This window comes from Edaphovirga cremea (assembly GCF_003332275.1).
Classification (GTDB): domain Bacteria; phylum Pseudomonadota; class Gammaproteobacteria; order Enterobacterales; family Enterobacteriaceae; genus Edaphovirga; species Edaphovirga cremea.
In genome coordinates, this window is sequence record NZ_QOVA01000003.1 from 322,159 (window position 1) to 344,620 (window position 22,462).

The window sequence follows — 22,462 nt, forward strand, 5'->3', positions numbered from 1 at the left end:
GTTATGCCCCTTCGACGATAAAGCGGGCGATGACGTCACCCATTTCACCAGTGCTGATTGCTTTACCGTCCCCCGCCAAATCGGCAGTGCGGTAACCCTCTTCCAATACTTTACTGATGGCTCGCTCAACAGCGTCTGCCGCTTCGTCAGCACCGAGGCTGTAACGCAAAAGCAGTACGGCGGAGAGAATCTGCGCAATAGGGTTGGCGATGCCTTTACCTGCGATGTCTGGCGCAGAGCCCCCTGCGGGTTCGTAAAGACCGAAACCTTGTTCATTCATGCTGGCTGAAGGCAACATGCCCATCGAACCGGTGATCATGGCGCATTCATCAGACAGAATATCGCCAAACAGGTTGGAGCACAGCAGCACATCGAACTGGGATGGATCTTTGATCAACTGCATGGTGGCGTTGTCGATGTACATGTGGCTCAGGCTGACATCCGGGTAATCTTTAGCGATGCCAGTAACCACTTCACGCCACAGAATGGAGCTTTGCAAGACGTTGGCTTTGTCAATCGACGTAACTTTACCGCGACGTTTGCGTGCTGACTCGAAGGCAATGCGGGCAATGCGCTCGATTTCAAAACGGTGATAAACCTCGGTATCAAAAGCATGCTCATGCATGCCCTGACCTTCGCGGCCTTTGGGTTGACCAAAATAGATGCCGCCAGTCAATTCACGGACGCAGAGAATATCAAACCCGCGTGCGGCGATATCGCTGCGCAGCGGACAGAATTCTTCCAGTCCGGTATACAGGCGGGCAGGGCGCAAATTACTGAATAATTTGAAATGCTTGCGCAAAGGCAGCAGGGCACCGCGCTCCGGCTGCTCTGCGGGTGGCAAATGTTCCCATTTTGGGCCGCCAACCGACCCAAACAGAATGGCATCTGCCTGCTCGCAGCCAGCAACGGTGCCTGCAGGCAGCGGGGAACCCTGCCGATCAATTGCCGCGCCGCCAACGTCATATTCGCTGGTAGTAATGCGCAAATCAAAACGCTGGCGCACGGCATCCAACACTTTATATGCTTGAGCCATTACTTCTGGGCCGATGCCGTCTCCGGGTAAGACAGCAATGTGATAGGTCTTCGTCATGTTCACACCGTTTCCTGGTTATTTTGATGTTTATTTTGTTGTTGCAGACGTTGGATCTCTTTTTCTACCTGCTGGGCGCGCCAAATGTTGTTCAGAACGTGCACCATGGCCTTGGCAGAGGATTCGACAATGTCTGTTGCCAGCCCAACGCCATGGAAACGACGCCCTTGGTAGGAGACAACAATGTCCACCTGACCCAACGCATCTTTGCCCTGGCCTTTGGCTGAAAGCTGATATTTCACCAACTCAATGGGATATTCGGTAATGCGGTTTATTGCCTGGTAAATGGCATCGACCGGGCCGTTACCGGTAGCGGCTTCTGCTTTTACCTCTTCACCACAGGCCAGTTTGACTGATGCGGTCGCCATCATGCTGGAGCCTGATTGCACGCTGAAATAATCCAGACGGAAATGTTCCGGCTCTTCCTGCTGCTTATTGATGAACGCCAACGCTTCCAGATCGTAATCAAACACCTGGCCTTTTTTGTCGGCGAGCTTCAGGAAGGCGGTATATAAACTGTCCAGATTATACTCTGATTCCTTATAACCCATTTCTTCCATCCGGTGCTTAACCGCAGCACGGCCAGAACGCGACGTCAGATTCAGCTGGATTTGATTCAAGCCAATCGACTCTGGGGTCATGATTTCGTAGTTTTGGCGGTTTTTCAGCACGCCATCCTGATGAATACCGGACGAGTGGGCAAAGGCATTTGAACCCACTATGGCTTTATTTGCCGGGATTGGCATGTTGCACAACTGGCTGACAATCTGGCTGGTACGGTAAATTTCCTGGTGATTGATATTGGTGTGGACATTCATGATGTCCTGGCGTGTACGGATCGCCATAATGACTTCTTCCAATGCACAGTTACCCGCGCGCTCACCAATCCCGTTCAACGTTCCCTCAACCTGACGGGCGCCAGCCTGTACTGCCGCGATCGAGTTGCCAACCGCCATTCCCAGATCGTCATGGCAATGCACAGAAATAATCGCTTTATCAATGTTAGGCACGCGGTCATATAAGGTGGTAATGATGCCGCTGAATTGATGTGGTGTGGTGTAACCGACGGTATCTGGAATATTGATGGTGGTAGCACCGGCACTGATGGCAGCCTCTACGATGCGGCACAAATTGTCGATGGGGGTACGACCGGCGTCTTCACAGGAGAACTCCACGTCATTGGTATAATTGCGTGCGCGTTTCACTGAGCGGATCGCCATTTCCATGATGTCGTCAAAGGAGCGCTTCAACTTTGACTCAATATGTAACGTTGAGGTAGCCAGGAATACGTGGATACGGAACGCTTCAGCAACCCGTAATGCTTCGGCAGCGACATCAATGTCTTTGTCTACGCATCTCGCCAAACCACATACGCGGCTGTTTTTGATCTGGCGGGCGATGGTCTGTACGGATTCGAAATCACCAGGTGATGAGACCGGGAAACCGACTTCCATCACATCGACTCCCATCTTTTCCAGCGCCATCGCGATCTGGATTTTTTCTTTTACACTCAGACTGGCTTGCAATGCCTGCTCGCCGTCACGCAGCGTGGTATCGAAAATAATGACTTGTTGGCTCATCGGGTAGTTCCTTGTCGTTAACTTTGACGCCATGCAGGTAAAAAAAAACCCGCGCAATGGCGCGGGTTTACTGTTCGTAGTGGCTGAAATCAGTTCTGAGTTCCGTCCACCAGCGTACCGCGCAAGTTAGATGCGTTAAGTAGTAGGCCTAGTAGACGATGAGTGGTGAACATGATTTTTCCGCTTCTCGTAGAGTAATTAATTCGTTGTTCTAATTTGATACGTGAATGTGCGCCGCATGTCAACACCCATTGAAAAATTCACCAATGAGACCCTGTTGAACCATTATGAATTTTGATTCAGCATAAAATACCGTGAAATTATCCTTTATTGAAGTTACTGATTATCGTGTTGTCGATGCGTTTCACCCATGAACGGTGAGGTGGGTGGGCGATTATTCGCGCTATTTCGTCGATGTTTGCTACATAACTGCATATCGCTTGATGAATTACTAGAAAAAAATAGGGGTAGGGGGATGATTCATCCGAGTTATTTTAATTAAAATTGAATAACTTACGACTTAGTTTATTACTGCTTAACTAATCATTTACTACGGGTATGATTGTTCAACATTACATTTTGTGGTCTCATCAACGCAACAGATAAACGCACATAATAACTTTCGGTAAAGTGGCCGTTCACCCAAGAAAGAGGATGTGTGAAAAATAGTCAGTGACAGTATTTTTAACCCTGCGTTTATTTCAGGTTAATCATTAAATTAATCTAAGACCCCGTGAGTTTCATTTTTATTTGTGAGTTTTTGTATTGCAGATAAAAAGAGGCTTAATAAACACACCAAAATTCCGAGCCCGAATACGTTTTTTGTATCCTATCCAAACATTAAAGCGCAAGGCTTGGTGGAGTTGATTATGTCTGAATTATTAGTAATAAAAGAACCCTGTGAAGTTCATCTGCGTCATGTTGACCTTAATTTGCTGACTGTATTTGATGCGGTGATGCAGGTACAGAATATTACCCGTGCTGCGCAATCACTGGGTATGTCGCAACCTGCCGTCAGTAACGCAGTCGCCCGATTAAAAGTGATGTTTAATGATGAACTCTTTGTCCGCTATGGCCGGGGGATTCAACCTACTGTCCGTGCCAGACAGCTCTTCGGGCCGGTAAGACAAGCTTTGCAACTGGTACTGAATGAATTGCCGGGCGCAGGATTTGAGCCTCATAGCAGCGAGAAAGTATTTAATATATCAATATGTAGCCCATTAGATATTCGTCTGTCTGGGAAAATATTCAATTTCGTTACTCATTGTGCACCCCATGTACAACTTAAATTAACATCGACCATTAATGATAACATCGAGCATCAATTGCGTTATCAGGAGATGGAATTTGTTATTGGCTACAACGAATTTGAAAATCCTGAATTCCATAATGAAAAATTGTTCGAGGATGAATTGATCGCAGTAGTTTCTGCCAATCATCAGCGTGTAAAAGAAGAAGTTTCCCGTGATGCGCTGTTTGCCGAAAAACATGCTGTTGTAATGCTTGATCGGATGGGGTCATTCAGTGCGCCATTTTATGAATCTATGGAAATGCGTCGTTCTATTTCATCCCAATCAACGGATCTGAGCAGTGTACTGAATATCGTTTCGCAGACGGATATGGTGGCATTGGTTCCGCGTTGGTTAGCGCAGGAATTCGCTGAGCCTCTCAAATTGGAATTAATTCCTCTGCCATGGATGAAAAACACATTGGCTTGTAACTTGTCCTGGCATGAATCAGCAGGAAAAGACAAAGCGCACCAATGGATGAGAACGTTATTGAGTCAATCTGGAACATCGCTTTAATTCCTTGTCTTTACAAAAACATTGTTTTTATACAAGGCATTGTCTTTATACAAAGCATGGTCTTTACATAAAAATAGAGCGGGGGTGTCGTTATGGCAGCCCCGCTTTTTCAGCGCATCCCTTTAAACCCGCCCCTGCAAGTCATAGTCACCTTTCAATGGATAAAAGTTGGTTTTTTATTCTAAATGGGAATGGCTAGCATTTCTCACTGCTGAAAACCTTTTGTTGCGCCTGCGCTCTAATCAGATCAGAGATGCGTTTTAGCTCACAGTTCTACGCTGAATTTTGTTTGCCATCAGTGACAGAATCAGTAGACTGCGCGGAAAAATATGAACGCGTGTAAGCTGAAAGTTATCTCTCTTCAAGCTGCCGTCGCGTCGATAAACAGTGAGGTTTTGCTTTTTATGCAAAATGATTTATTTCAATACCATCAGGTTCGCCGTTTTCAGCAGCAGGTTTCACAATTCCCCGATCGGGTTGCGTTCAGGGAATGGTCACCGGAGGCAGAAACACATCTTTGCTGGCGCGAGATTGGTGAGCGCGTCTCTGCTATTTCCAATGCGTTGATTGGTTTGGGTGTTGATGTGCAGGAGCGCGTCGCGATCTACGCAAACAACTGCATCGCCTGGTCGTTGGTTGATCTGGCTATCCTGCAAGTACGTGCCGTCAGTGTACCGGTTTATGCGACAAACACACCCGCGCAGGCCGCCTATGTACTTAACGATGCCGATATTCGTATTCTTTTTACTGGCGACCAATCGCATTTTGATGCGGCGTTGGCGCTTCGTGGCGTTTCCCCACAGCTAACCCATATTGTGGCGCTGGATGATGGCGTGGATTTACGTGAGTGTGATATCGCCTGTCATCTGTCGGAATTTATGCGGTATGAACCCACTGACGCGCAGAAAAAGGTGTTCCAGCAGCGTATTGACCAATGTGAACTGGACGATCTTTTTACGCTGATTTACACCTCGGGCACCACAGGTGAACCCAAGGGGGTGATGCTCGATTACCGCAATATGGCAGCGCAACTTTGCCTGCATGACCAGCGTCTTACGCTGACCGCAGACGATGTCTCGCTCTGTTTCCTGCCTCTGTCGCATGTGTTTGAGCGCGCCTGGAGTTTTTATGTGATGCACACTGGTGCGCAGAATGTCTATCTGCGCAATACCGATCAGGTGCGGGATGCCATGCAGGCCGTGAAACCTACGGTGATGTGTGCCGTTCCCCGTTTCTATGAAAAAGTTTTCAGCGCCATCAACGAAAAAGTTGAGAAAGCACGCTGGCATAAACGTCTTATGTTCCGCTGTGCGTTGGCGTGTGGTGAGCGGGTATTTATGCTCGAACGCAAAAAACAGCCCGTTCCGTATTGGTTGCAGTGGGGACATTCGTTGGCTGAGCGTCTGGTATTGCAAAAGTTAAGGGGCGTACTGGGTGGACGTGTCCGCTTTCTGCCTGCGGCGGGTGCCAAGCTTGACGATAATGTGATTCTGTTTTTCCAGTCGATGGGGCTGAACATCAAGTACGGATATGGCATGACCGAAACCTGCGCCACCGTTTCGTGCTGGGAAGAGCGTGACTTTTGCTTTGGCTCGATTGGTAAGCCTCTTCCGGGTATTGAGGTGCGGATTGGGGATGAGAATGAAATTCAGGTTCGCGGTCCCATTATCATGCGTGGCTATTTCAACAAGCCGTTGGAGACCGCAGAGAGCTTTACAGCGGATGGCTGGTTTAAAACGGGTGACGCAGGCGAAGTCGATCGCCATGGGAATTTGTTCATTACCGAACGCCTGAAAGATCTGATGAAAACGTCGGGCGGAAAATACATTGCCCCGCAATTGATTGAAGGCACGTTGGGTCAGGATCGCTTTATTGATCAGGTCGCGATTATTGCTGATGCGCGTCATTTCGTGTCTGCCTTGATCGTGCCTTGTTTCGATACCCTTGAGGAGCACGCGCGTGCGCTCAACCTCCGGTATCACGATCGTCTGGAGTTGCTTAAAAACAGTCAGATCGTTGAGATGTTTGAGTTGCGCCTGAAAGAGATGCAGAAAGGGCTGGCACGATTTGAACAGGTAAAAAAATTTACGTTGCTGCCACAAGCATTTTCAATGGAGTCCGGCGAGTTAACGCCAACGCTGAAGCTACGTCGTAAAGTTATTCTCCAACGTTACCACTCTGAAATTAACTCCATGTACCGCGACTAAAGTGATTCATCTTCTGAGCAATACCGTAATACCTACCTCTTTATAGGGGTAGGATTGCCGTATTGGCTTCAACCGAATATAAATTCAACGCATCATTTAGTTCTATTATTGATAAGGTGTTCCAGACAAAACAGAGATTATTGCCGCTTCTGGTAGTGTTTTGTTTTTGTAAATCTGATGAAATTAGAACGCGGCAGGATATCCTCGCATGACCGACTCTTTTTTGCCGTTTGCTTGCCTTTAGTCCTGACGTTAAGGTAATCCGCTATACGCTTCGTACTTCACGTTGCAGGGTGTTAGTTACGCCAACGCTCCTGCATCTCCAAGTATGGGTATATATTCGAACAATAAGAAGTCTGGGGCCGAGCCCTTTACCCACAGAATGGCAGGAAAAGGTTTCCGACATTCAGTAAGAAAACAAGCCTGGAGGCAAACCCATGGAGATGTTGTCAGGAGCCGAGATGGTTGTCCGATCGTTGATCGATCAGGGCGTTAAGCATGTATTCGGTTATCCGGGTGGGGCCGTACTCGACATTTATGACGCCCTGCATACGGTTGGTGGCATTGATCACATTCTGGTTCGTCATGAACAGGGTGCGGTGCATATGGCTGACGGCTACGCGCGTGCAACGGGTGAAGTGGGCGTGGTTCTCGTCACTTCAGGCCCTGGTGCAACCAATGCGATCACTGGTATAGCCACGGCTTATATGGATTCTGTCCCGCTGGTGGTACTGTCCGGACAGGTTCACAGCTCGCTGATTGGCTATGACGCCTTTCAGGAGTGCGACATGGTCGGTATTTCCCGTCCGGTCGTAAAGCACAGCTTCCTGGTCAAGCGCGCGGAAGATATTCCCACCATCCTGAAGAAAGCCTTTTATCTCGCCGCAACGGGTCGTCCAGGCCCGGTGGTGGTCGATCTGCCGAAAGATGTGGTCAATCCAGCCGTTAAATTCCCTTACGCCTATCCCGACACGATCAGCATGCGTTCGTATAATCCGAACGTGCAAGGGCACCGCGGCCAGATTAAGCGTGCTTTACAGACAATGTTGGCGGCGAAGAAACCGATTATGTATGTCGGTGGCGGGGCAATTAATTCCGGCTGTCATGAAGAATTGCTGCAACTGGCTGAGAAACTTAATTTGCCGGTCACCAGTTCGCTGATGGGGTTGGGCAGTTTTCCGGGAACTCATCGGCAAAGCGTAGGCATGCTTGGCATGCACGGGACGTATGAAGCCAACATGGCGATGCATAATACTGATTTGATTTTTGCTGTTGGCGTTCGTTTTGACGATCGCACGACCAATAATCTGACCAAATATTGCCCGCATGCCACCGTGTTGCATATTGATATCGACCCGACATCGATATCAAAAACGGTGACAGCAGATATTCCTATCGTCGGGGATGCGAAGGGTGTGCTTCAACAAATGCTGGAACTGTTGTCGCAGAGCGATACTGCCCAGGATTATGACGCATTACTCGAGTGGTGGCGCTCAATTGAACATTGGCGCGCGCGTGACAGCCTGGGTTACAGCAAAACCAGTGGGACAATCAAGCCACAGGCCGTCATCGAAACATTGCACCGCCTGACGAAAGGCGATGCCTATGTCACCTCTGACGTTGGGCAGCACCAAATGTTCGCCGCACTCTACTATCCCTTCGATAAACCGCGTCGCTGGATTAACTCGGGTGGTTTGGGGACGATGGGCTTCGGTTTACCTGCCGCTCTCGGTGTGAAACTGGCGTTACCCCAAGAGACCGTCATTTGTGTCACTGGCGACGGTAGCATTCAGATGAATATTCAGGAGCTTTCTACGGCCCTGCAATATGATTTGCCAGTGGTCGTCGTGAATCTGAACAACGGTTATCTGGGGATGGTCAAACAGTGGCAGGACATGATCTACTCTGGCCGTCACTCGCAATCCTATATGCAGTCTTTGCCGGATTTTGTGAAGCTGGCTGAAGCTTATGGCCATGTCGGTATTGCAATCCGCACGCCAGACGAACTGGAAAGCAAGCTGGCAGAGGCCTTGAGTCAGAAAGATCGTCTGGTATTTGTGGATGTTACCGTTGATGAGACTGAACACGTCTATCCGATGCAGATTCGCGGCGGTGGTATGGATGAAATGTGGTTAAGCAAAACGGAGAGGACCTAATCATGCGCCGGATTTTATCAGTATTGCTGGAAAACGAGTCAGGCGCGTTATCGCGGGTGATCGGTCTGTTTTCCCAACGCGGTTATAACATTGAAAGCCTGACCGTTGCCCCAACCGACGATCCCACGCTCTCGCGGATGACAATCCAGACGATGGGGGATGCCAAGGTCCTCGAACAGATTGAGAAGCAACTGCATAAACTGGTTGATGTTCTGCGTGTGAATGAGTTGGTACAAGGCGCGCACGTCGAACGTGAAATCATGCTGGTCAAACTGCAGGCAAGTGGTTATGGCCGTGAAGAGATCAAGCGCTCAACCGAGATTTTCCGTGGTCAAATCGTGGATGTGACCGCAACGCTTTATACGGTGCAATTGGCAGGAACCAGCGGCAAGCTGGATGCTTTCCTCAATACGGTACGCGAGGTTGCTGAAATTGTTGAAGTGGCGCGTTCCGGCATCGTCGGCGTGTCTCGTGGTGATAAAATAATGCGCTGAGTCCGTTCTGGATGCGCTGAGTTTTTGAAGGCCCAACGCGTTGTTGGGCTTTTTTTTGGAGTCTAGCTGACACCCTTCAGCAAAACACCTTGCTCAGTGAGAAATTCTGCGGTTAGATAATACCAGACTTCTTCTAAGGATTAAGGGCCTATCCAAATAGGCTCTAAAGCCGCTGGTTTTTCACTCTGAATATTTTTACGTTGAAGAAAAACCAATCAGGGAAGACTGATTTTCATTCCATTGCACATTTTGATGGAATGCATCAGTCCTATTATTACTCTTACGCACTTAAGGGGTTTACGTGAAACTGGATGAAATCGCGCGGTTAGCGGGCGTTTCGCGCACTACGGCCAGTTATGTCATTAACGGTAAAGCGAAACAGTACCGCGTCAGCGATAAGACAGTCGAAAAAGTCATGGCCGTCGTGAGGGAACATAACTACCACCCCAATGCTGTTGCCGCTGGGTTGCGAGCAGGACGAACGCGATCTATCGGTTTGGTTATTCCTGACCTGGAAAATACCAGCTATACCCGTATTGCCAATTATCTGGAGCGGCAGGCACGCCAGCGCGGTTACCAATTGCTGATTGCCTGTTCGGAAGATCAGCCCGATAACGAAATGCGTTGTGTCGAACATCTGCTTCAGCGGCAGGTTGATGCCATTATTGTGTCAACGGCTCTTCCTCCGGAACATCCTTTTTATCAACGTTGGGCAAATGATCCGTTCCCGATTATTGCCCTCGATCGTGCATTGGATCGTGAGAATTTCATCAGTGTGGTCGGTGCTGATCAGGAGGATTCACTCATGCTGGCAAAAGAGCTGCGTGAGTTCCCAGGAAAATCAGTGCTCTACCTGGGTGCATTGCCTGAACTCTCCGTCAGTTTCCTGCGTGAGCAAGGATTCCGCCAGGCGTGGGAAGGTGATACCCGTCAGATCGATTTTCTCTATGCCAACAGCTATGAACGTGAGGCCGCCGGTGCGCTGTTTGCTGACTGGCTGAAAACGCATGATATGCCAGAGGCACTTTTCACCACGTCGTTTTCACTTCTGCAAGGTGTGATGGACACTATTCTTAAGCAGAATGGCCACCTTCCCGCCAATTTGGCTATTGCCACCTTTGGTGATAACGAACTGCTGGATTTCCTGCAGTGCCCAGTACTTGCTGTCGCCCAGCGCCACCGCGAAGTGGCTGAGCGGGTGTTGGAACTGGTTCTGGCCAGCCTGGACGAGCCCCGCAAGCCAAAACCTGGTTTGACGCGGATTCGTCGCAATCTGTTCAGACGCGGTGTACTAAGTCGTAGATGATGATTGGCCGCAGATATGGGGTCATAGATGATAAAAAAAGCCGGGCACGCAATTGCCGTGCCTGCTTTTAATGTGAAATTAACCCAATGAATTGCCAATAATTCTGTATCCGCTCACTGTTCGGTGATTTGATCGGATTTCATTTACTATTTATGAAAAATAAATGTAAGAAAGTGATTCAGCCCGAAAAAAGCGGATTTGAGATGAATCTTAGCTAATTGACTTCAAACGAAAACGGTTTCTTCGATATATATTTGCCTGTCTCATATGAAAAATACATTAATATCTGTCGATAATCTGCTGTAGAATGCCTGACTTTATTTAACTCATTTAGAGCAAGTGTATTTATTAACTCAATGAGTTAAGTGCATTATCTCAGAAAAAAAGTATGGGTTTTATGCGGTTTATCGGGGCAGTCTTCTACGTTGGCTCAGGATATGGATGTGTTTGGGTTATCTATTAGAAATGAGACATTGATTACAGAAGAATATCATCTGCCAGATTTTATCCAATTTGGCAGTTTTTTAAGCGTTATTATTTTTTTAAGGATTTTTCCTTAACTAATCATAATGTTAATTTTTATTTCCTCTGCGATACCCACCTCACAGGTGCAATCCCTCTCAAATTACTCCTAGAAATATTACCAAACCGCATCCGCTCTGGCTTGACAAGGTTTTCAAACCATCCGTAAACTCTTTTATGTGGGGATTTGTGGGGGAAAGTGGTGAAAACGGTCATGAAGGGGTAGCTCAGGTATGTTTCGTGGAGCAACGATGGTTAATCTCGACAGCAAAGGGCGGCTCGCCGTACCCACCCGATACCGGGATTTGCTGGCAGAGGAATCGCAAGGCCAAATGGTATGTACCATTGACCTCCACCAGCCCTGTCTGCTTCTTTACCCGCTGACCGAGTGGGAAGTGATCGAACAAAAATTGTCCCGTCTGTCGAGTATGAATCCTGTTGAGCGTCGTATTCAGCGTCTGCTTTTAGGCCATGCCAGTGAGTGTCAGATGGATAATGCCGGGCGGTTATTGATCGCAAGCACATTGCGCCAACATGCCGGGCTAACCAAAGAAGTGATGCTGGTCGGGCAATTCAACAAGTTTGAATTGTGGGATGAACAGGACTGGTATCAACAAGTTAAGGAAGATATTGACGCTGAGTTATCGTCTCAGGAACCTTTGTCTGAGCGGTTACAGGATTTGTCATTATAAGCATGCTGGAAAATTACAAACACACTTCCGTGTTGCTGGATGAAGCCGTAAATGGCTTGAACATCCGCAGCAACGGCATATATATCGACGGTACATTTGGCCGCGGTGGACACTCTCGACTGATTCTGTCCCAACTTGGGTCGGAGGGCCGCTTGATTGCCATCGACCGCGATCCTCAGGCTATCGAAGCGGCAAAAGAGATTACTGACCCACGTTTTTCCATCATACACGGCCCATTTTCTGAACTTTCCCACTATGTGCGGGAGTTGGATTTAACTGGCAAAATCGACGGCATTTTATTGGATCTCGGCGTTTCTTCCCCACAGCTTGACGATCCAGAACGTGGTTTCTCTTTCATGCGTGATGGACCGCTGGATATGCGCATGGATCCTTCGCGTGGTTTGTCTGCCGCGCAATGGCTACAGAAAGCCGAGGCTGACGACATCGCCTGGGTATTGAAAACATTTGGTGAAGAACGCTTTGCCAAACGTATTGCCCGCGCCGTGGTTGAACGTAACCGCGAATTGCCGATGACCCGCACCAAAGAACTGGCCGATCTGATTGCCAATGCCAGTCCGGTACGCGAGAAGCACAAGCATCCGGCCACGCGCAGCTTCCAGGCAATACGGATTTATATCAACAGTGAGCTTGAAGAGATCGAGCGTGCGCTTGAGGGTGCGTTGGAAGTCCTGGCACCGGAAGGGCGCTTATCGGTAATCAGTTTCCATTCGCTGGAAGACAGGATCGTAAAACGTTTTATTCGCCAGCATAGCCGTGGCCCGCAAGTACCGGCTGGTTTGCCGATGACGGAAGTGCAGTTACGGGAACTCGGCGGCAGGACGCTGAAATCCATCGGTAAAATGATGCCATCTGATGCCGAAGTGGCGGAAAACACCCGGGCCCGGAGTTCAGTATTGCGTTTTGCCGAGAGGATGGGTGAGTGATTGGGAATGAACGGCACGGACTGGTTGGTGTTATCGGCGGGGATCTGCTGCGTAATGCCAAGTTCCCGTTGATCCTGATGGCCGCGGTTCTGGTTTCAGCCGTTCTGGTGGTGACGACCGCCCACCGCACCCGGCTACTGACTGCTGAACGTGAGCAGCTTGTTTTAGAAAGGGATGCGCTGGATATCGAATGGCGCAACCTGATTTTGGAAGAAAACGCGTTGGGGGATCACAGCCGCGTTGAGCGCATCGCAACGGAGAAATTGCAGATGCAGCATGTGGACCCATCACAAGAAAATATTGTGGTTAAACAATAAAATACATGGAGCGGATAAGCTAACGCATGAAAGCAGCACGCGCAGTGAAGTTAAAACGTCAGGAAGATCAGGCCAGTTTTGTAAGCTGGCGTTTTGCGTTGATCTGCGGTTGTATTCTGCTGGCGTTGGTTGGACTCATACTGCGTATGGCGTATTTGCAGGTCATTAATCCTGATCGTCTGGTGCGGGAAGGGGACATGCGCTCCCTGCGCGTCCAAGAGGTGCCAACGTCACGCGGTATGATCAGCGATCGTGCCGGACGACCCCTGGCGGTCAGTGTTCCGGTCAATGCGATCTGGGCCGATCCCAAAGAGCTCAATGAGCGCGGTGGTATTTCGCTGGATACGCGCTGGAAAGCCTTGTCTGATGCATTGAATATCCCTCTGGATCAACTGTCTGCGCGTATCAATGCCAATCCGAAAGGGCGCTTTGTCTATCTGGCGCGTCAGGTCAATCCGGCCATCGGCGATTACATCCATAAATTAAAACTGCCGGGCATCTATCTCCGTCAGGAATCGCGTCGTTACTATCCTGCCGGGCAGGTGACTGCACATATCATTGGCGTAACCAATATCGATGGAAAAGGCATTGAAGGCGTCGAAAGCAGCTTTGACCGCTGGTTAACCGGTCAGCCGGGCGAACGTACGGTGCGTAAGGATCGCTATGGCCGGGTCATTGAAGATATCTCTTCGGTAGACAGCCAGGCCGCGCACAATCTGGTGTTAAGCATTGATGAACGTCTCCAGGCGCTGGTTTACCGCGAACTGAACAACGCGGTCGCTTTCAACAAGGCCGAATCAGGTACCGCGGTACTGGTCGATGTGTACACCGGTGAAGTTCTGGCGATGGCCAACAGTCCCTCCTACAACCCGAACAATTTGTCCGGCACGCCGCAGGACACGATGCGCAATCGCGCCATCACCGATATTTTTGAACCAGGGTCGACCGTCAAACCGATGGTTGTTATGACTGCGCTGAAAAATGGCGTCATCAAAGAGAACAGCGTTCTCAATACCCTGCCCTATTACGTTAACGGCCATGAGATCAAGGATGTGGCGCGTTATGGTGAATTGACCCTGACCGGGGTCTTACAGAAGTCGAGTAACGTTGGTGTTTCAAAGCTGGCGTTAGCGATGCCGTCCTCAGCGTTAGTAGATACTTACTCTCGTTTTGGATTGGGAAAAGCGACCAATTTGGGGTTGGTCGGAGAGAGCAGTGGCTTATATCCTCAAAAACAACGGTGGTCTGACATAGAGAGGGCCACCTTCTCTTTCGGCTACGGGCTAATGGTAACGCCGTTACAGTTAGCGCGGGTCTATGCAACGATCGGCAGTCTGGGCATCTTCCGCCCCTTGTCGATAACCAAAGTCGATCCCCCGGTTTCGGGTGAACGCATCTTCCCTGAGCCTCTGGTACGTACGGTGGTTCATATGATGGAGAGCGTCGCACTGCCGGGTGGTGGCGGGACCAAAGCAGCAATCAAAGGCTATCGAATCGCCATTAAAACGGGTACCGCAAAGAAAGTCGGGCCTGATGGAAAGTACGTAAATAAATATATTGCGTACACCGCAGGCGTTGCGCCTGCGAGTAATCCCCGGTTTGCCCTGGTGGTGGTGATTAACGATCCACAGGCAGGGAAGTACTACGGTGGTGCGGTTTCTGCACCGGTATTTGGTGCCATCATGGGCGGAGTTTTGCGCACCATGAACATTGAACCGGATGCATTGCCGACTGTTGAAAAGAATGACTTGGTAATCAATCAGAAAGAGGGTTCAGGTGGCCGATCGTAATCTGCGCGAATTACTCGCTCCATGGGTGCCAGACGCCCCTGAGCGTGCGCTTCGGGAAATGACATTAGACAGCCGCGTTGCGGCTGCCGGGGATCTGTTTGTCGCCATTGTTGGTCACAAGGCAGATGGGCGCCGGTATATCCCGCAAGCCATTGCGCAAGGTGTTGCCGCTGTTGTTGCTGAAGCCGAGGGTGTGGCCGAAGACGGTTATCAAACTGAGATGCACGGTGTACCGGTTATTTATCTCAGTAATCTGTCAGAACGCCTTTCTGCGCTGGCTGGGCGTTTTTACCATCAGCCAGCAGAGACCATGCGCCTGATTGGCGTAACGGGCACCAACGGGAAAACCACTACCTCCCAGTTGCTGGCGCAATGGAGCCAGGCACTCGGTGAAACCAGCGCCGTGATGGGGACCGTAGGCAATGGTCTGTTAGGGCGCGTGTGCCCAACAGAAAATACGACCGGTTCGGCGATTGATGTACAGCAAGTGCTGCATAACCTCTCTGAACAGGGGGCCAGCTTTGCCGCAATGGAAGTATCGTCCCATGGTTTGGTTCAGCATCGTGTTGCCGCGCTCAATTTTGCCGCTGCGGTATTTACCAATCTGAGTCGCGATCACCTGGATTATCACGGTGATATGGCGCATTACGAAGCGGCGAAATGGCTGCTTTTCTCCACGCACCATGTGGGGCAAATGATCATTAATGCTGATGACGATGTGGGCCGTAGTTGGCTTACGAAATTGCCGCAGGCCGTCGCCGTCAGTATGGAAGATAAATTACCGCAAGATTGGGCCGGCCGTTGGCTGATCGTGCGCAGTGTCAGCTATCACGACAATGGCGCGACCATTGCGTTTGATTCGAGCTGGGGCGAAGGGCTGTTGGAAAGCCGGTTGATGGGCGCATTCAACGTCAGCAATGTGCTTCTGGCTCTGGCGACGCTCTTGGCTCTTGGCTATCCGCTGGCGGATCTGCTGAAAACCGGCGCGGAGCTACAACCCGTATGTGGTCGTATGGAAGTTTTTAATGCGCCGGGAAAACCGACTGTCGTGGTCGATTATGCCCATACCCCTGACGCCTTGGAAAAAGCGTTGGCGGCGGCGCGTCTGCATTGTCAGGGGCAACTTTGGTGCGTCTTTGGCTGTGGTGGCGATCGTGACAAAGGTAAGCGTCCGCTTATGGGTGGGATTGCAGAGCAATATGCCGACCGGGTGATTGTTACTGACGATAACCCGCGCAGTGAAGAACCCAGGGCGATTGTGGCTGACATCCTTGCTGGCCTGCTTGACGCGGGACGTGCGCAGGAAATCCACGGACGTGCCGAAGCCGTAACCAACGCCATAATGCAAGCGAAAGAGAATGATGTGGTATTGATCGCCGGTAAAGGTCACGAAGATTATCAGTTGGTTGGAAATCAACGGCTTGACTATTCAGATCGTGTCACCGTAGCCCGTTTGCTGGGGGTTTTGGCATGATCACCGTATCCCTGCAAGCATTGACAGCGGTACTTAATGCTGAACTGGTCGGTAACGACCGCCAGATCAATGAAGTAACGACCGACACTCGTCAGGTGACCGCAGGTTGCTTGTTTGTGGCACTGAAAGGCGAACGCTTTGACGCTCATCAGTTTGCTGATGATGCCATCGCCGCAGGTGCTGGGGCTTTGCTGGTAAGTAAGCGCTTATTGGTGGATGTCCCGCAACTGGTGGTCAAAGATACCCGGATTGCGCTTGGGCTACTGGGTTCCTGGATACGCAAGCAAGTACCCACTCGCGTGGTGGCGCTGACAGGCTCGTCAGGTAAAACGTCGGTTAAAGAGATGGCCGCATCGATCTTGCGCCAGTGTGGTGAGGTTCTGTATACCGCAGGCAATTTCAATAATGAGATCGGTGTGCCGCTGACGCTGCTGCGCCTGACGGCAAAGCATGATTTTGCTGTCGTTGAGTTGGGTGCCAACCATATTGGCGAAATTGCTTATACCGCCGATTTAACCCGCCCGGAAACGGCGCTGGTGAATAATCTTGCCGCGGCGCATCTGGAAGGTTTTGGTTCGCTGGCTGGGGTTGCGCAGGCGAAAGGCGAGATTTTCTCCGGTTTACCTGCTGACGGCGTTGCGATTATCAATGCGGACAGTAACGATTGGCCGCACTGGCAGTCGGTTCTGAGCAACAAAACAGTGTGGCGCTTTTCGCCGTACGCCGCCGATGGCGTGGATTTTTATGCCAGTGCAATAAAGATTGATCAGCAGGGAACCGCTTTTACCCTGCACAGTCCTGAGGGTGAAGTAAGTGTCCACTTACCTCTACCGGGCCGTCACAACATCGCGAATGCATTAGCGGCTGCTGCGCTGGCTATGTCGGTGGGTGCGCCACTCAACGCAGTCCAGAAAGGGCTGGGTGAGTTACAGGCCGTGCCGGGGCGTCTTTTCCCTATCACGCTGTCTGAGAACAAGTTTTTGCTTGACGACACCTATAACGCCAACGTGGGTTCAATGACCGCGGCAGCACAGGTTCTGGCAGAAATGCCGGGATATCGGGTGATGGTGGTAGGCGATATGGCTGAACTGGGTGATGAGAGTGAAAATTGCCATCGCCAGGTCGGTGAGGCTGCGCGTCTTGCCGGTATCGACAAAGTATTGAGTGTGGGAATACAAAGCCAATTGCTGAGTGAAGCCAGCAGCTGTGGCGAACATTTTCAGGATAAGGCAACGCTGACAGCCCGTTTAACGAGCTTATTGTCTGAACATGCGGTTATTACCGTTTTGGTTAAAGGTTCACGTAGTGCCGCAATGGAGCAGGTAGTACGCGCGTTACAGGAGAGTGCAACATGTTAGTGTGGCTGGCTGAACACCTGGTCAAATATTATTCCGGATTTAACGTCTTTTCGTATTTGACGTTCCGCGCCATTGTCAGTCTGTTGACCGCCCTGGTTATTTCTTTGTGGATGGGGCCGAAACTGATTGCCTGGCTACAAAAATTACAGATCGGCCAGGTTGTGCGTAACGACGGTCCAGAGTCCCACTTCAGCAAACGGGGTACCCCAACTATGGGGGGGCTGATGATTCTTACATCCATCACTATTTCGGTGTTGATGTGGGCGTATCCTTCCAACCCGTACGTGTGGTGTGTGCTGTTTGTTCTGGTTGGCTACGGCATTGTTGGTTTTGTTGATGATTACCGCAAAGTGGTCCGCAAAGACACCAAGGGACTGATTGCACGTTGGAAATATTTTTGGCAGTCCATGATCGCGCTGATTGTGGCATTTGCGATGTATGCGATTGGTAAAGATACGCCGGCCACCCAACTGGTGGTTCCATTCTTCAAGGACATCATGCCGCAGTTGGGGCTGCTCTATATTCTGCTGGCTTACTTTGTGATTGTCGGGACCAGTAACGCCGTAAACCTGACTGACGGCCTTGATGGGCTGGCGATTATGCCTACGGTCTTCGTTGCCGCAGGTTTTGCCCTGGTGGCATGGGCGACAGGTAACGTGAATTTTGCCGAGTATCTGCATATCCCTTATCTGCGCCATGCGGGGGAACTGGTGGTGGTGTGTACGGCGATTGTTGGCGCCGGGCTTGGATTTTTGTGGTTCAACACCTACCCAGCTCAGGTGTTCATGGGGGATGTTGGTTCGCTGGCGCTGGGTGGCGCGCTTGGTACCATCGCTGTGTTGCTGCGCCAGGAGTTTTTATTGGTGATCATGGGCGGCGTGTTTGTGGTTGAAACACTGTCGGTGATCCTGCAAGTCGGGTCCTTTAAGCTTCGGGGGCAGCGGATTTTTCGTATGGCACCGATTCATCATCACTATGAGCTTAAAGGCTGGCCGGAACCGCGGGTGATTGTGCGCTTCTGGATTATTTCGCTGATGCTGGTGCTGATTGGCCTGGCGACGCTGAAGGTACGGTAAAATGGTTGATTATCAGGGTAAGAAAGTCGTCATTATCGGGTTGGGACTGACCGGTCTCTCCTGTGTCGATTTCTTTATGGCGCGCGGTGTCACACCTCGCGTTATGGATACCCGTATCAGCCCGTCCGGACTGGACAAGCTGGCTACCAGCGTTGAGTGTCACGTCGGCTCTCTCAATGAAGAGTGGCTGCTGGATGCCGATTTGATTGTGGCGAGCCCAGGAATGGCGCTGGCAAATCCGGCGTTAAGTGCCGCCGCAGAGGCTGGTGTTGAGATTGTTGGCGATGTGGAGTTGTTCTGCCGCGAAGCGCAGGCACCGATCGTCGCAATTACCGGATCCAACGGCAAGAGTACCGTAACGACGCTGGTGGGCGAGATGGCGAAAGCCGCAGGCTGGCAAGTCGGCGTCGGCGGCAATATTGGGCTGCCGGTCTTGACGCTGCTTAAGCCTGAATATCAGCTCTACGTGCTCGAGTTGTCGAGTTTTCAGTTGGAAACCACCTCTAGCCTGTGCGCCGCTGCCGCCACAATTCTTAATGTGACGGAAGATCATATGGATCGTTATCCATTTGGTTTACAGCAGTATCGGGCGGCAAAACTGCGTATTTATGAGAATGCTGATGTTTGCGTGGTCAATGCTGATGACGCCCTGACTATGCCAGTGCGTGGCGCAGACAAGCGTTGCATCAGTTTTGGTGCAGATGTCGGTGATTACCATCTTAACCGTCAACAGGGTGAAATCTGGCTGCGTGTGCGGGGCGAGAAAGTCTTGAACACCAAAGAGATGCAATTGACGGGGCAACATAATTATACCAATGCGCTGGCGGCACTGGCGCTGGCCGATGCGGTGAATATTCCAAGGGCCTCGAGTCTGAAAGCACTGACGACGTTCGGTGGTCTGGCGCATCGCTTCCAATTAGCCCATCAGCACAATGGTGTGCGTTGGATCAATGACTCCAAAGCCACCAACGTGGGCAGTACCGAAGCCGCATTGAAGGGGCTGCAGGTGCAGGGAACACTGCATCTGTTATTGGGTGGTGATGGAAAGTCTGCTGATTTTTCTTCTCTGGCGTCTTACCTGCAGGGTGACAAAGTAGGTGTTTACTGTTTTGGACGCGACGGCGCTGAATTGGCGCAATTGCGGCCAGACGTTTCATCCCTGTTCGAAACGATGGAACAGGCGATGCGTGATATCAGCCCACGGCTGCAATCTGGCGATATGGTTTTGCTCTCGCCAGCCTGCGCCAGCCTCGACCAGTTCAAAAACTTTGAACAGCGCGGTGATGAATTCACCCGATTGGCAAAGGAGCTTGGCTGATGCGGATACCTGGATTAGGGCTTTTCGGCAAACTCAACGATTGGGTGATGGACACCAAAGAGAACAATGCCAACAGCATGGTGCTGTATGACCGCACGCTGTTGTGGCTGACTTTTGGTCTGGCGATCGTGGGTTTTGTGATGGTGACGTCAGCCTCCATGCCGATTGGTCAGCGTCTGGCCGATGATCCGTTTTTGTTTGCCAAGCGTGATGCAATCTACCTCGCGTTGGCTTTTGGACTGTCTCTGGTGACTCTGCGCGTTCCAATGGAAGTCTGGCAGCGTTACAGCAATATCATGCTTTTGGCCTCGATTGTGATGCTGTTGGTGGTACTGGTCGTAGGTAGCTCGGTAAACGGTGCATCGCGTTGGATCTCTTTGGGGCCGCTGCGTATTCAACCGGCTGAGTTCTCCAAGTTGTCGCTGTTTTGTTACCTCGCCAGTTATCTGGTGCGCAAGGTTGAGGAAGTCCGTTCGAACTTCTGGGGATTCTGCAAACCGATGGGGGTGATGGTGGTTCTGGCGGTATTGCTGCTGGCTCAGCCCGATTTGGGAACGGTAGTTGTGCTGTTCGTCACCACGCTCGCCATGCTGTTTCTGGCTGGAGCGAAGATGTGGCAATTCCTGGCGATTATCGGCTCCGGTGCTTTCGCGGTGGGCCTGCTGATTGTGGCAGAACCCTATCGTATGCGGCGCGTTACGTCGTTCTGGAATCCATGGGCAGATCCTTTCGGCAGTGGTTACCAGTTGACACAATCGCTGATGGCATTTGGCCGCGGTGAATTCTGGGGGCAAGGCCTGGGCAATTCGGTACAAAAACTCGAATATTTACCCGAAGCGCATACCGACTTTATTTTCTCGATTTTAGGGGAAGAACTGGGCTATTTCGGTGTGGTTTTAGCCTTGTTAATGGTATTCTTCGTCGCTTTTCGCGCGATGTCCATCGGACGGAAAGCGCTGCAGATTGACCAGCGTTTTTCAGGTTTTCTCGCATGTTCCATCGGGGTGTGGTTCAGCTTTCAGGCACTGGTGAACGTCGGTGCTGCAGCCGGTATGTTACCGACCAAGGGCTTAACCCTGCCGCTAATCAGTTATGGTGGTTCGAGCCTGTTGATTATGTCAACGGCGATAGTGTTATTGCTGCGGATTGATTTTGAAACACGCATGACGAAAGCGCAGGCGTTTGTAAGGAGTGCCCGATGAGTGGCGAGACCAGGCGTTTAATGGTGATGGCAGGTGGCACGGGAGGACACGTTTTCCCGGGGCTGGCGGTCGCACATCATCTGATGGCGCAAGGCTGGCAGGTCCGTTGGCTGGGTACTGCCGACAGAATGGAAGCGGATTTGGTGCCGAAGAATGGTATCGAGATTGATTTTATTCGTATTTCAGGCTTGCGAGGCAAAGGACTTAAGGCGCAGTTGACGGCACCGATTAGAATTTATCGGGGGGTACGCCAGGCGAAAGCGATCATGCGCAGTTACCAGCCTGATGTGGTTCTCGGCATGGGCGGGTATGTGTCTGGGCCGGGGGGATTGGCCGCCTGGTTATGTGGTATCCCGGTTGTGTTACACGAACAGAATGGGATCGCCGGGCTGACGAATCGTTGGCTGTCGAAGATCGCCAAAACGGTACTGCAAGCCTTCCCAGGGGCGTTCCCCAAGGCGGCAGTGGTTGGTAATCCGGTACGTACAGACGTGCTGGCGCTGCCACTCCCGCTAGAACGTCTGAAAGATCGCACCGGGGCAATCCGGGTATTGGTGATTGGTGGCAGTCAGGGCGCGCGCGTGCTGAACCAGACGATGCCCGATGTGGCAGCCAGGCTGGGTGATAAAATTTCGCTGTGGCATCAGGTTGGCAAAGGATCGCTCGAAACCGTCACCCAGGCTTATCAGCAGGTGGGTCAGACGCAGCACAAGATTACGGAATTTATTGATGACATGGCTGCGGCCTATGCCTGGGCAGATGTCGTGGTTTGTCGTTCAGGCGCGTTAACAGTCAGCGAACTGGCAGCGGCAGGTTTACCGGCTATTTTTGTCCCGTTCCAGCATAAAGATCGTCAGCAGTATTGGAATGCGCTGCCGTTGGAGAAAGCCGGTGCAGCCCGGATCCTCGAACAGCCGGAGTTTACGGCTGAGGCAGTCAGTGCATTGCTCACTAAGTGGGATCGTCCAACGCTGTTGGATATGGCACAGCGTGCCAGAGCAGTTTCAATCCCTGATGCTACCGAACGGGTAGCGGCAGAAGTGGTTCTTGCTGCAAAAAAATGAATATGAACGGCCTGCGCGAGGCGTGGACCGTGAATGCGTAACAGATAAAATAGTGAAGAAAAAC

17 protein-coding genes are annotated in these 22,462 nt (G+C 50.9%); 15 read left to right on the top strand and 2 right to left on the bottom strand.

Annotated features, from left to right (window positions below; all coding sequences use genetic code 11):
- Window position 1: 1 nt before the first annotated feature.
- Both leuB and leuA read right to left on the bottom strand, forming a co-directional pair.
- On the bottom strand, window positions 2–1,093 hold the full coding sequence (gene leuB, locus DRI82_RS06615) for a 3-isopropylmalate dehydrogenase (protein ID WP_114192707.1): 1,092 nt from the start codon (window positions 1,091–1,093) through the stop codon (window positions 2–4).
- A gap of 2 nt (window positions 1,094–1,095) precedes the next feature.
- Window positions 1,096–2,673 carry a 2-isopropylmalate synthase gene (gene leuA, locus DRI82_RS06620; protein ID WP_114192708.1) on the bottom strand — a complete coding sequence of 526 codons (1,578 nt, stop codon included), beginning with the start codon at window positions 2,671–2,673 and terminating at the stop codon, window positions 1,096–1,098.
- An 869-nt stretch (window positions 2,674–3,542) separates the two neighbouring features.
- Here leuA and leuO point away from each other — a divergent pair.
- From leuO to murG, 15 genes are all read left to right on the top strand, one after another.
- Window positions 3,543–4,478, top strand: a complete 936-nt coding sequence (gene leuO, locus DRI82_RS06630) for a transcriptional regulator LeuO (RefSeq protein ID WP_114192710.1) — start codon at window positions 3,543–3,545, stop codon at window positions 4,476–4,478.
- Window positions 4,479–4,882: 404 nt separating this feature from the next.
- Window positions 4,883–6,685 (top strand): AMP-dependent synthetase/ligase, encoded by a 1,803-nt coding sequence (locus DRI82_RS06635; protein WP_114192790.1) that lies wholly within the window; start codon window positions 4,883–4,885, stop codon window positions 6,683–6,685.
- Between the two features lie 437 nt (window positions 6,686–7,122).
- On the top strand, window positions 7,123–8,841 hold the full coding sequence (gene ilvI / locus DRI82_RS06640; RefSeq protein ID WP_114192711.1) for an acetolactate synthase 3 large subunit: 1,719 nt from the start codon (window positions 7,123–7,125) through the stop codon (window positions 8,839–8,841).
- A gap of 2 nt (window positions 8,842–8,843) precedes the next feature.
- Window positions 8,844–9,335, top strand: coding sequence for an acetolactate synthase small subunit (ilvN, locus tag DRI82_RS06645; RefSeq protein WP_170138680.1), 492 nt, complete (start codon window positions 8,844–8,846; stop codon window positions 9,333–9,335).
- Window positions 9,336–9,636: 301 nt separating this feature from the next.
- On the top strand, window positions 9,637–10,641 hold the full coding sequence (gene cra, locus DRI82_RS06650) for a catabolite repressor/activator (protein WP_114192712.1): 1,005 nt from the start codon (window positions 9,637–9,639) through the stop codon (window positions 10,639–10,641).
- A 755-nt stretch (window positions 10,642–11,396) separates the two neighbouring features.
- Complete coding sequence (mraZ, locus tag DRI82_RS06655; protein ID WP_114192713.1) at window positions 11,397–11,855, top strand: division/cell wall cluster transcriptional repressor MraZ; 459 nt, start codon at window positions 11,397–11,399, stop codon at window positions 11,853–11,855.
- A gap of 2 nt (window positions 11,856–11,857) precedes the next feature.
- Window positions 11,858–12,799: a 16S rRNA (cytosine(1402)-N(4))-methyltransferase RsmH gene (gene rsmH / locus DRI82_RS06660; RefSeq protein ID WP_114192714.1), complete on the top strand. Its 942-nt coding sequence runs from the start codon at window positions 11,858–11,860 to the stop codon at window positions 12,797–12,799.
- Complete coding sequence (ftsL, locus tag DRI82_RS06665) at window positions 12,796–13,116, top strand: cell division protein FtsL (protein WP_114192715.1); 321 nt, start codon at window positions 12,796–12,798, stop codon at window positions 13,114–13,116. Before rsmH ends, ftsL begins: the two co-directional genes overlap by 4 nt.
- Window positions 13,117–13,142: 26 nt before the next feature.
- Window positions 13,143–14,906, top strand: a complete 1,764-nt coding sequence (locus DRI82_RS06670; RefSeq protein WP_114192716.1) for a peptidoglycan glycosyltransferase FtsI — start codon at window positions 13,143–13,145, stop codon at window positions 14,904–14,906.
- A complete protein-coding gene (gene murE / locus DRI82_RS06675) occupies window positions 14,893–16,380 on the top strand; it encodes a UDP-N-acetylmuramoyl-L-alanyl-D-glutamate--2,6-diaminopimelate ligase (RefSeq protein ID WP_114192717.1) in 1,488 nt (495 codons plus the stop codon). Before DRI82_RS06670 ends, murE begins: the two co-directional genes overlap by 14 nt.
- Complete coding sequence (gene murF / locus DRI82_RS06680) at window positions 16,377–17,738, top strand: UDP-N-acetylmuramoyl-tripeptide--D-alanyl-D-alanine ligase (RefSeq protein ID WP_114192718.1); 1,362 nt, start codon at window positions 16,377–16,379, stop codon at window positions 17,736–17,738. Before murE ends, murF begins: the two co-directional genes overlap by 4 nt.
- Window positions 17,732–18,814, top strand: coding sequence for a phospho-N-acetylmuramoyl-pentapeptide-transferase (mraY, locus tag DRI82_RS06685; protein ID WP_114192719.1), 1,083 nt, complete (start codon window positions 17,732–17,734; stop codon window positions 18,812–18,814). Before murF ends, mraY begins: the two co-directional genes overlap by 7 nt.
- Before the next feature lies 1 nt (window position 18,815).
- A complete protein-coding gene (gene murD, locus DRI82_RS06690; RefSeq protein WP_114192720.1) occupies window positions 18,816–20,132 on the top strand; it encodes a UDP-N-acetylmuramoyl-L-alanine--D-glutamate ligase in 1,317 nt (438 codons plus the stop codon).
- On the top strand, window positions 20,132–21,334 hold the full coding sequence (gene ftsW, locus DRI82_RS06695) for a cell division protein FtsW (RefSeq protein WP_114192721.1): 1,203 nt from the start codon (window positions 20,132–20,134) through the stop codon (window positions 21,332–21,334). Before murD ends, ftsW begins: the two co-directional genes overlap by 1 nt.
- On the top strand, window positions 21,331–22,398 hold the full coding sequence (gene murG / locus DRI82_RS06700; RefSeq protein ID WP_114192722.1) for an undecaprenyldiphospho-muramoylpentapeptide beta-N-acetylglucosaminyltransferase: 1,068 nt from the start codon (window positions 21,331–21,333) through the stop codon (window positions 22,396–22,398). The genes ftsW and murG overlap by 4 nt, the downstream gene beginning before the upstream one ends.
- Window positions 22,399–22,462: the final 64 nt, after the last annotated feature.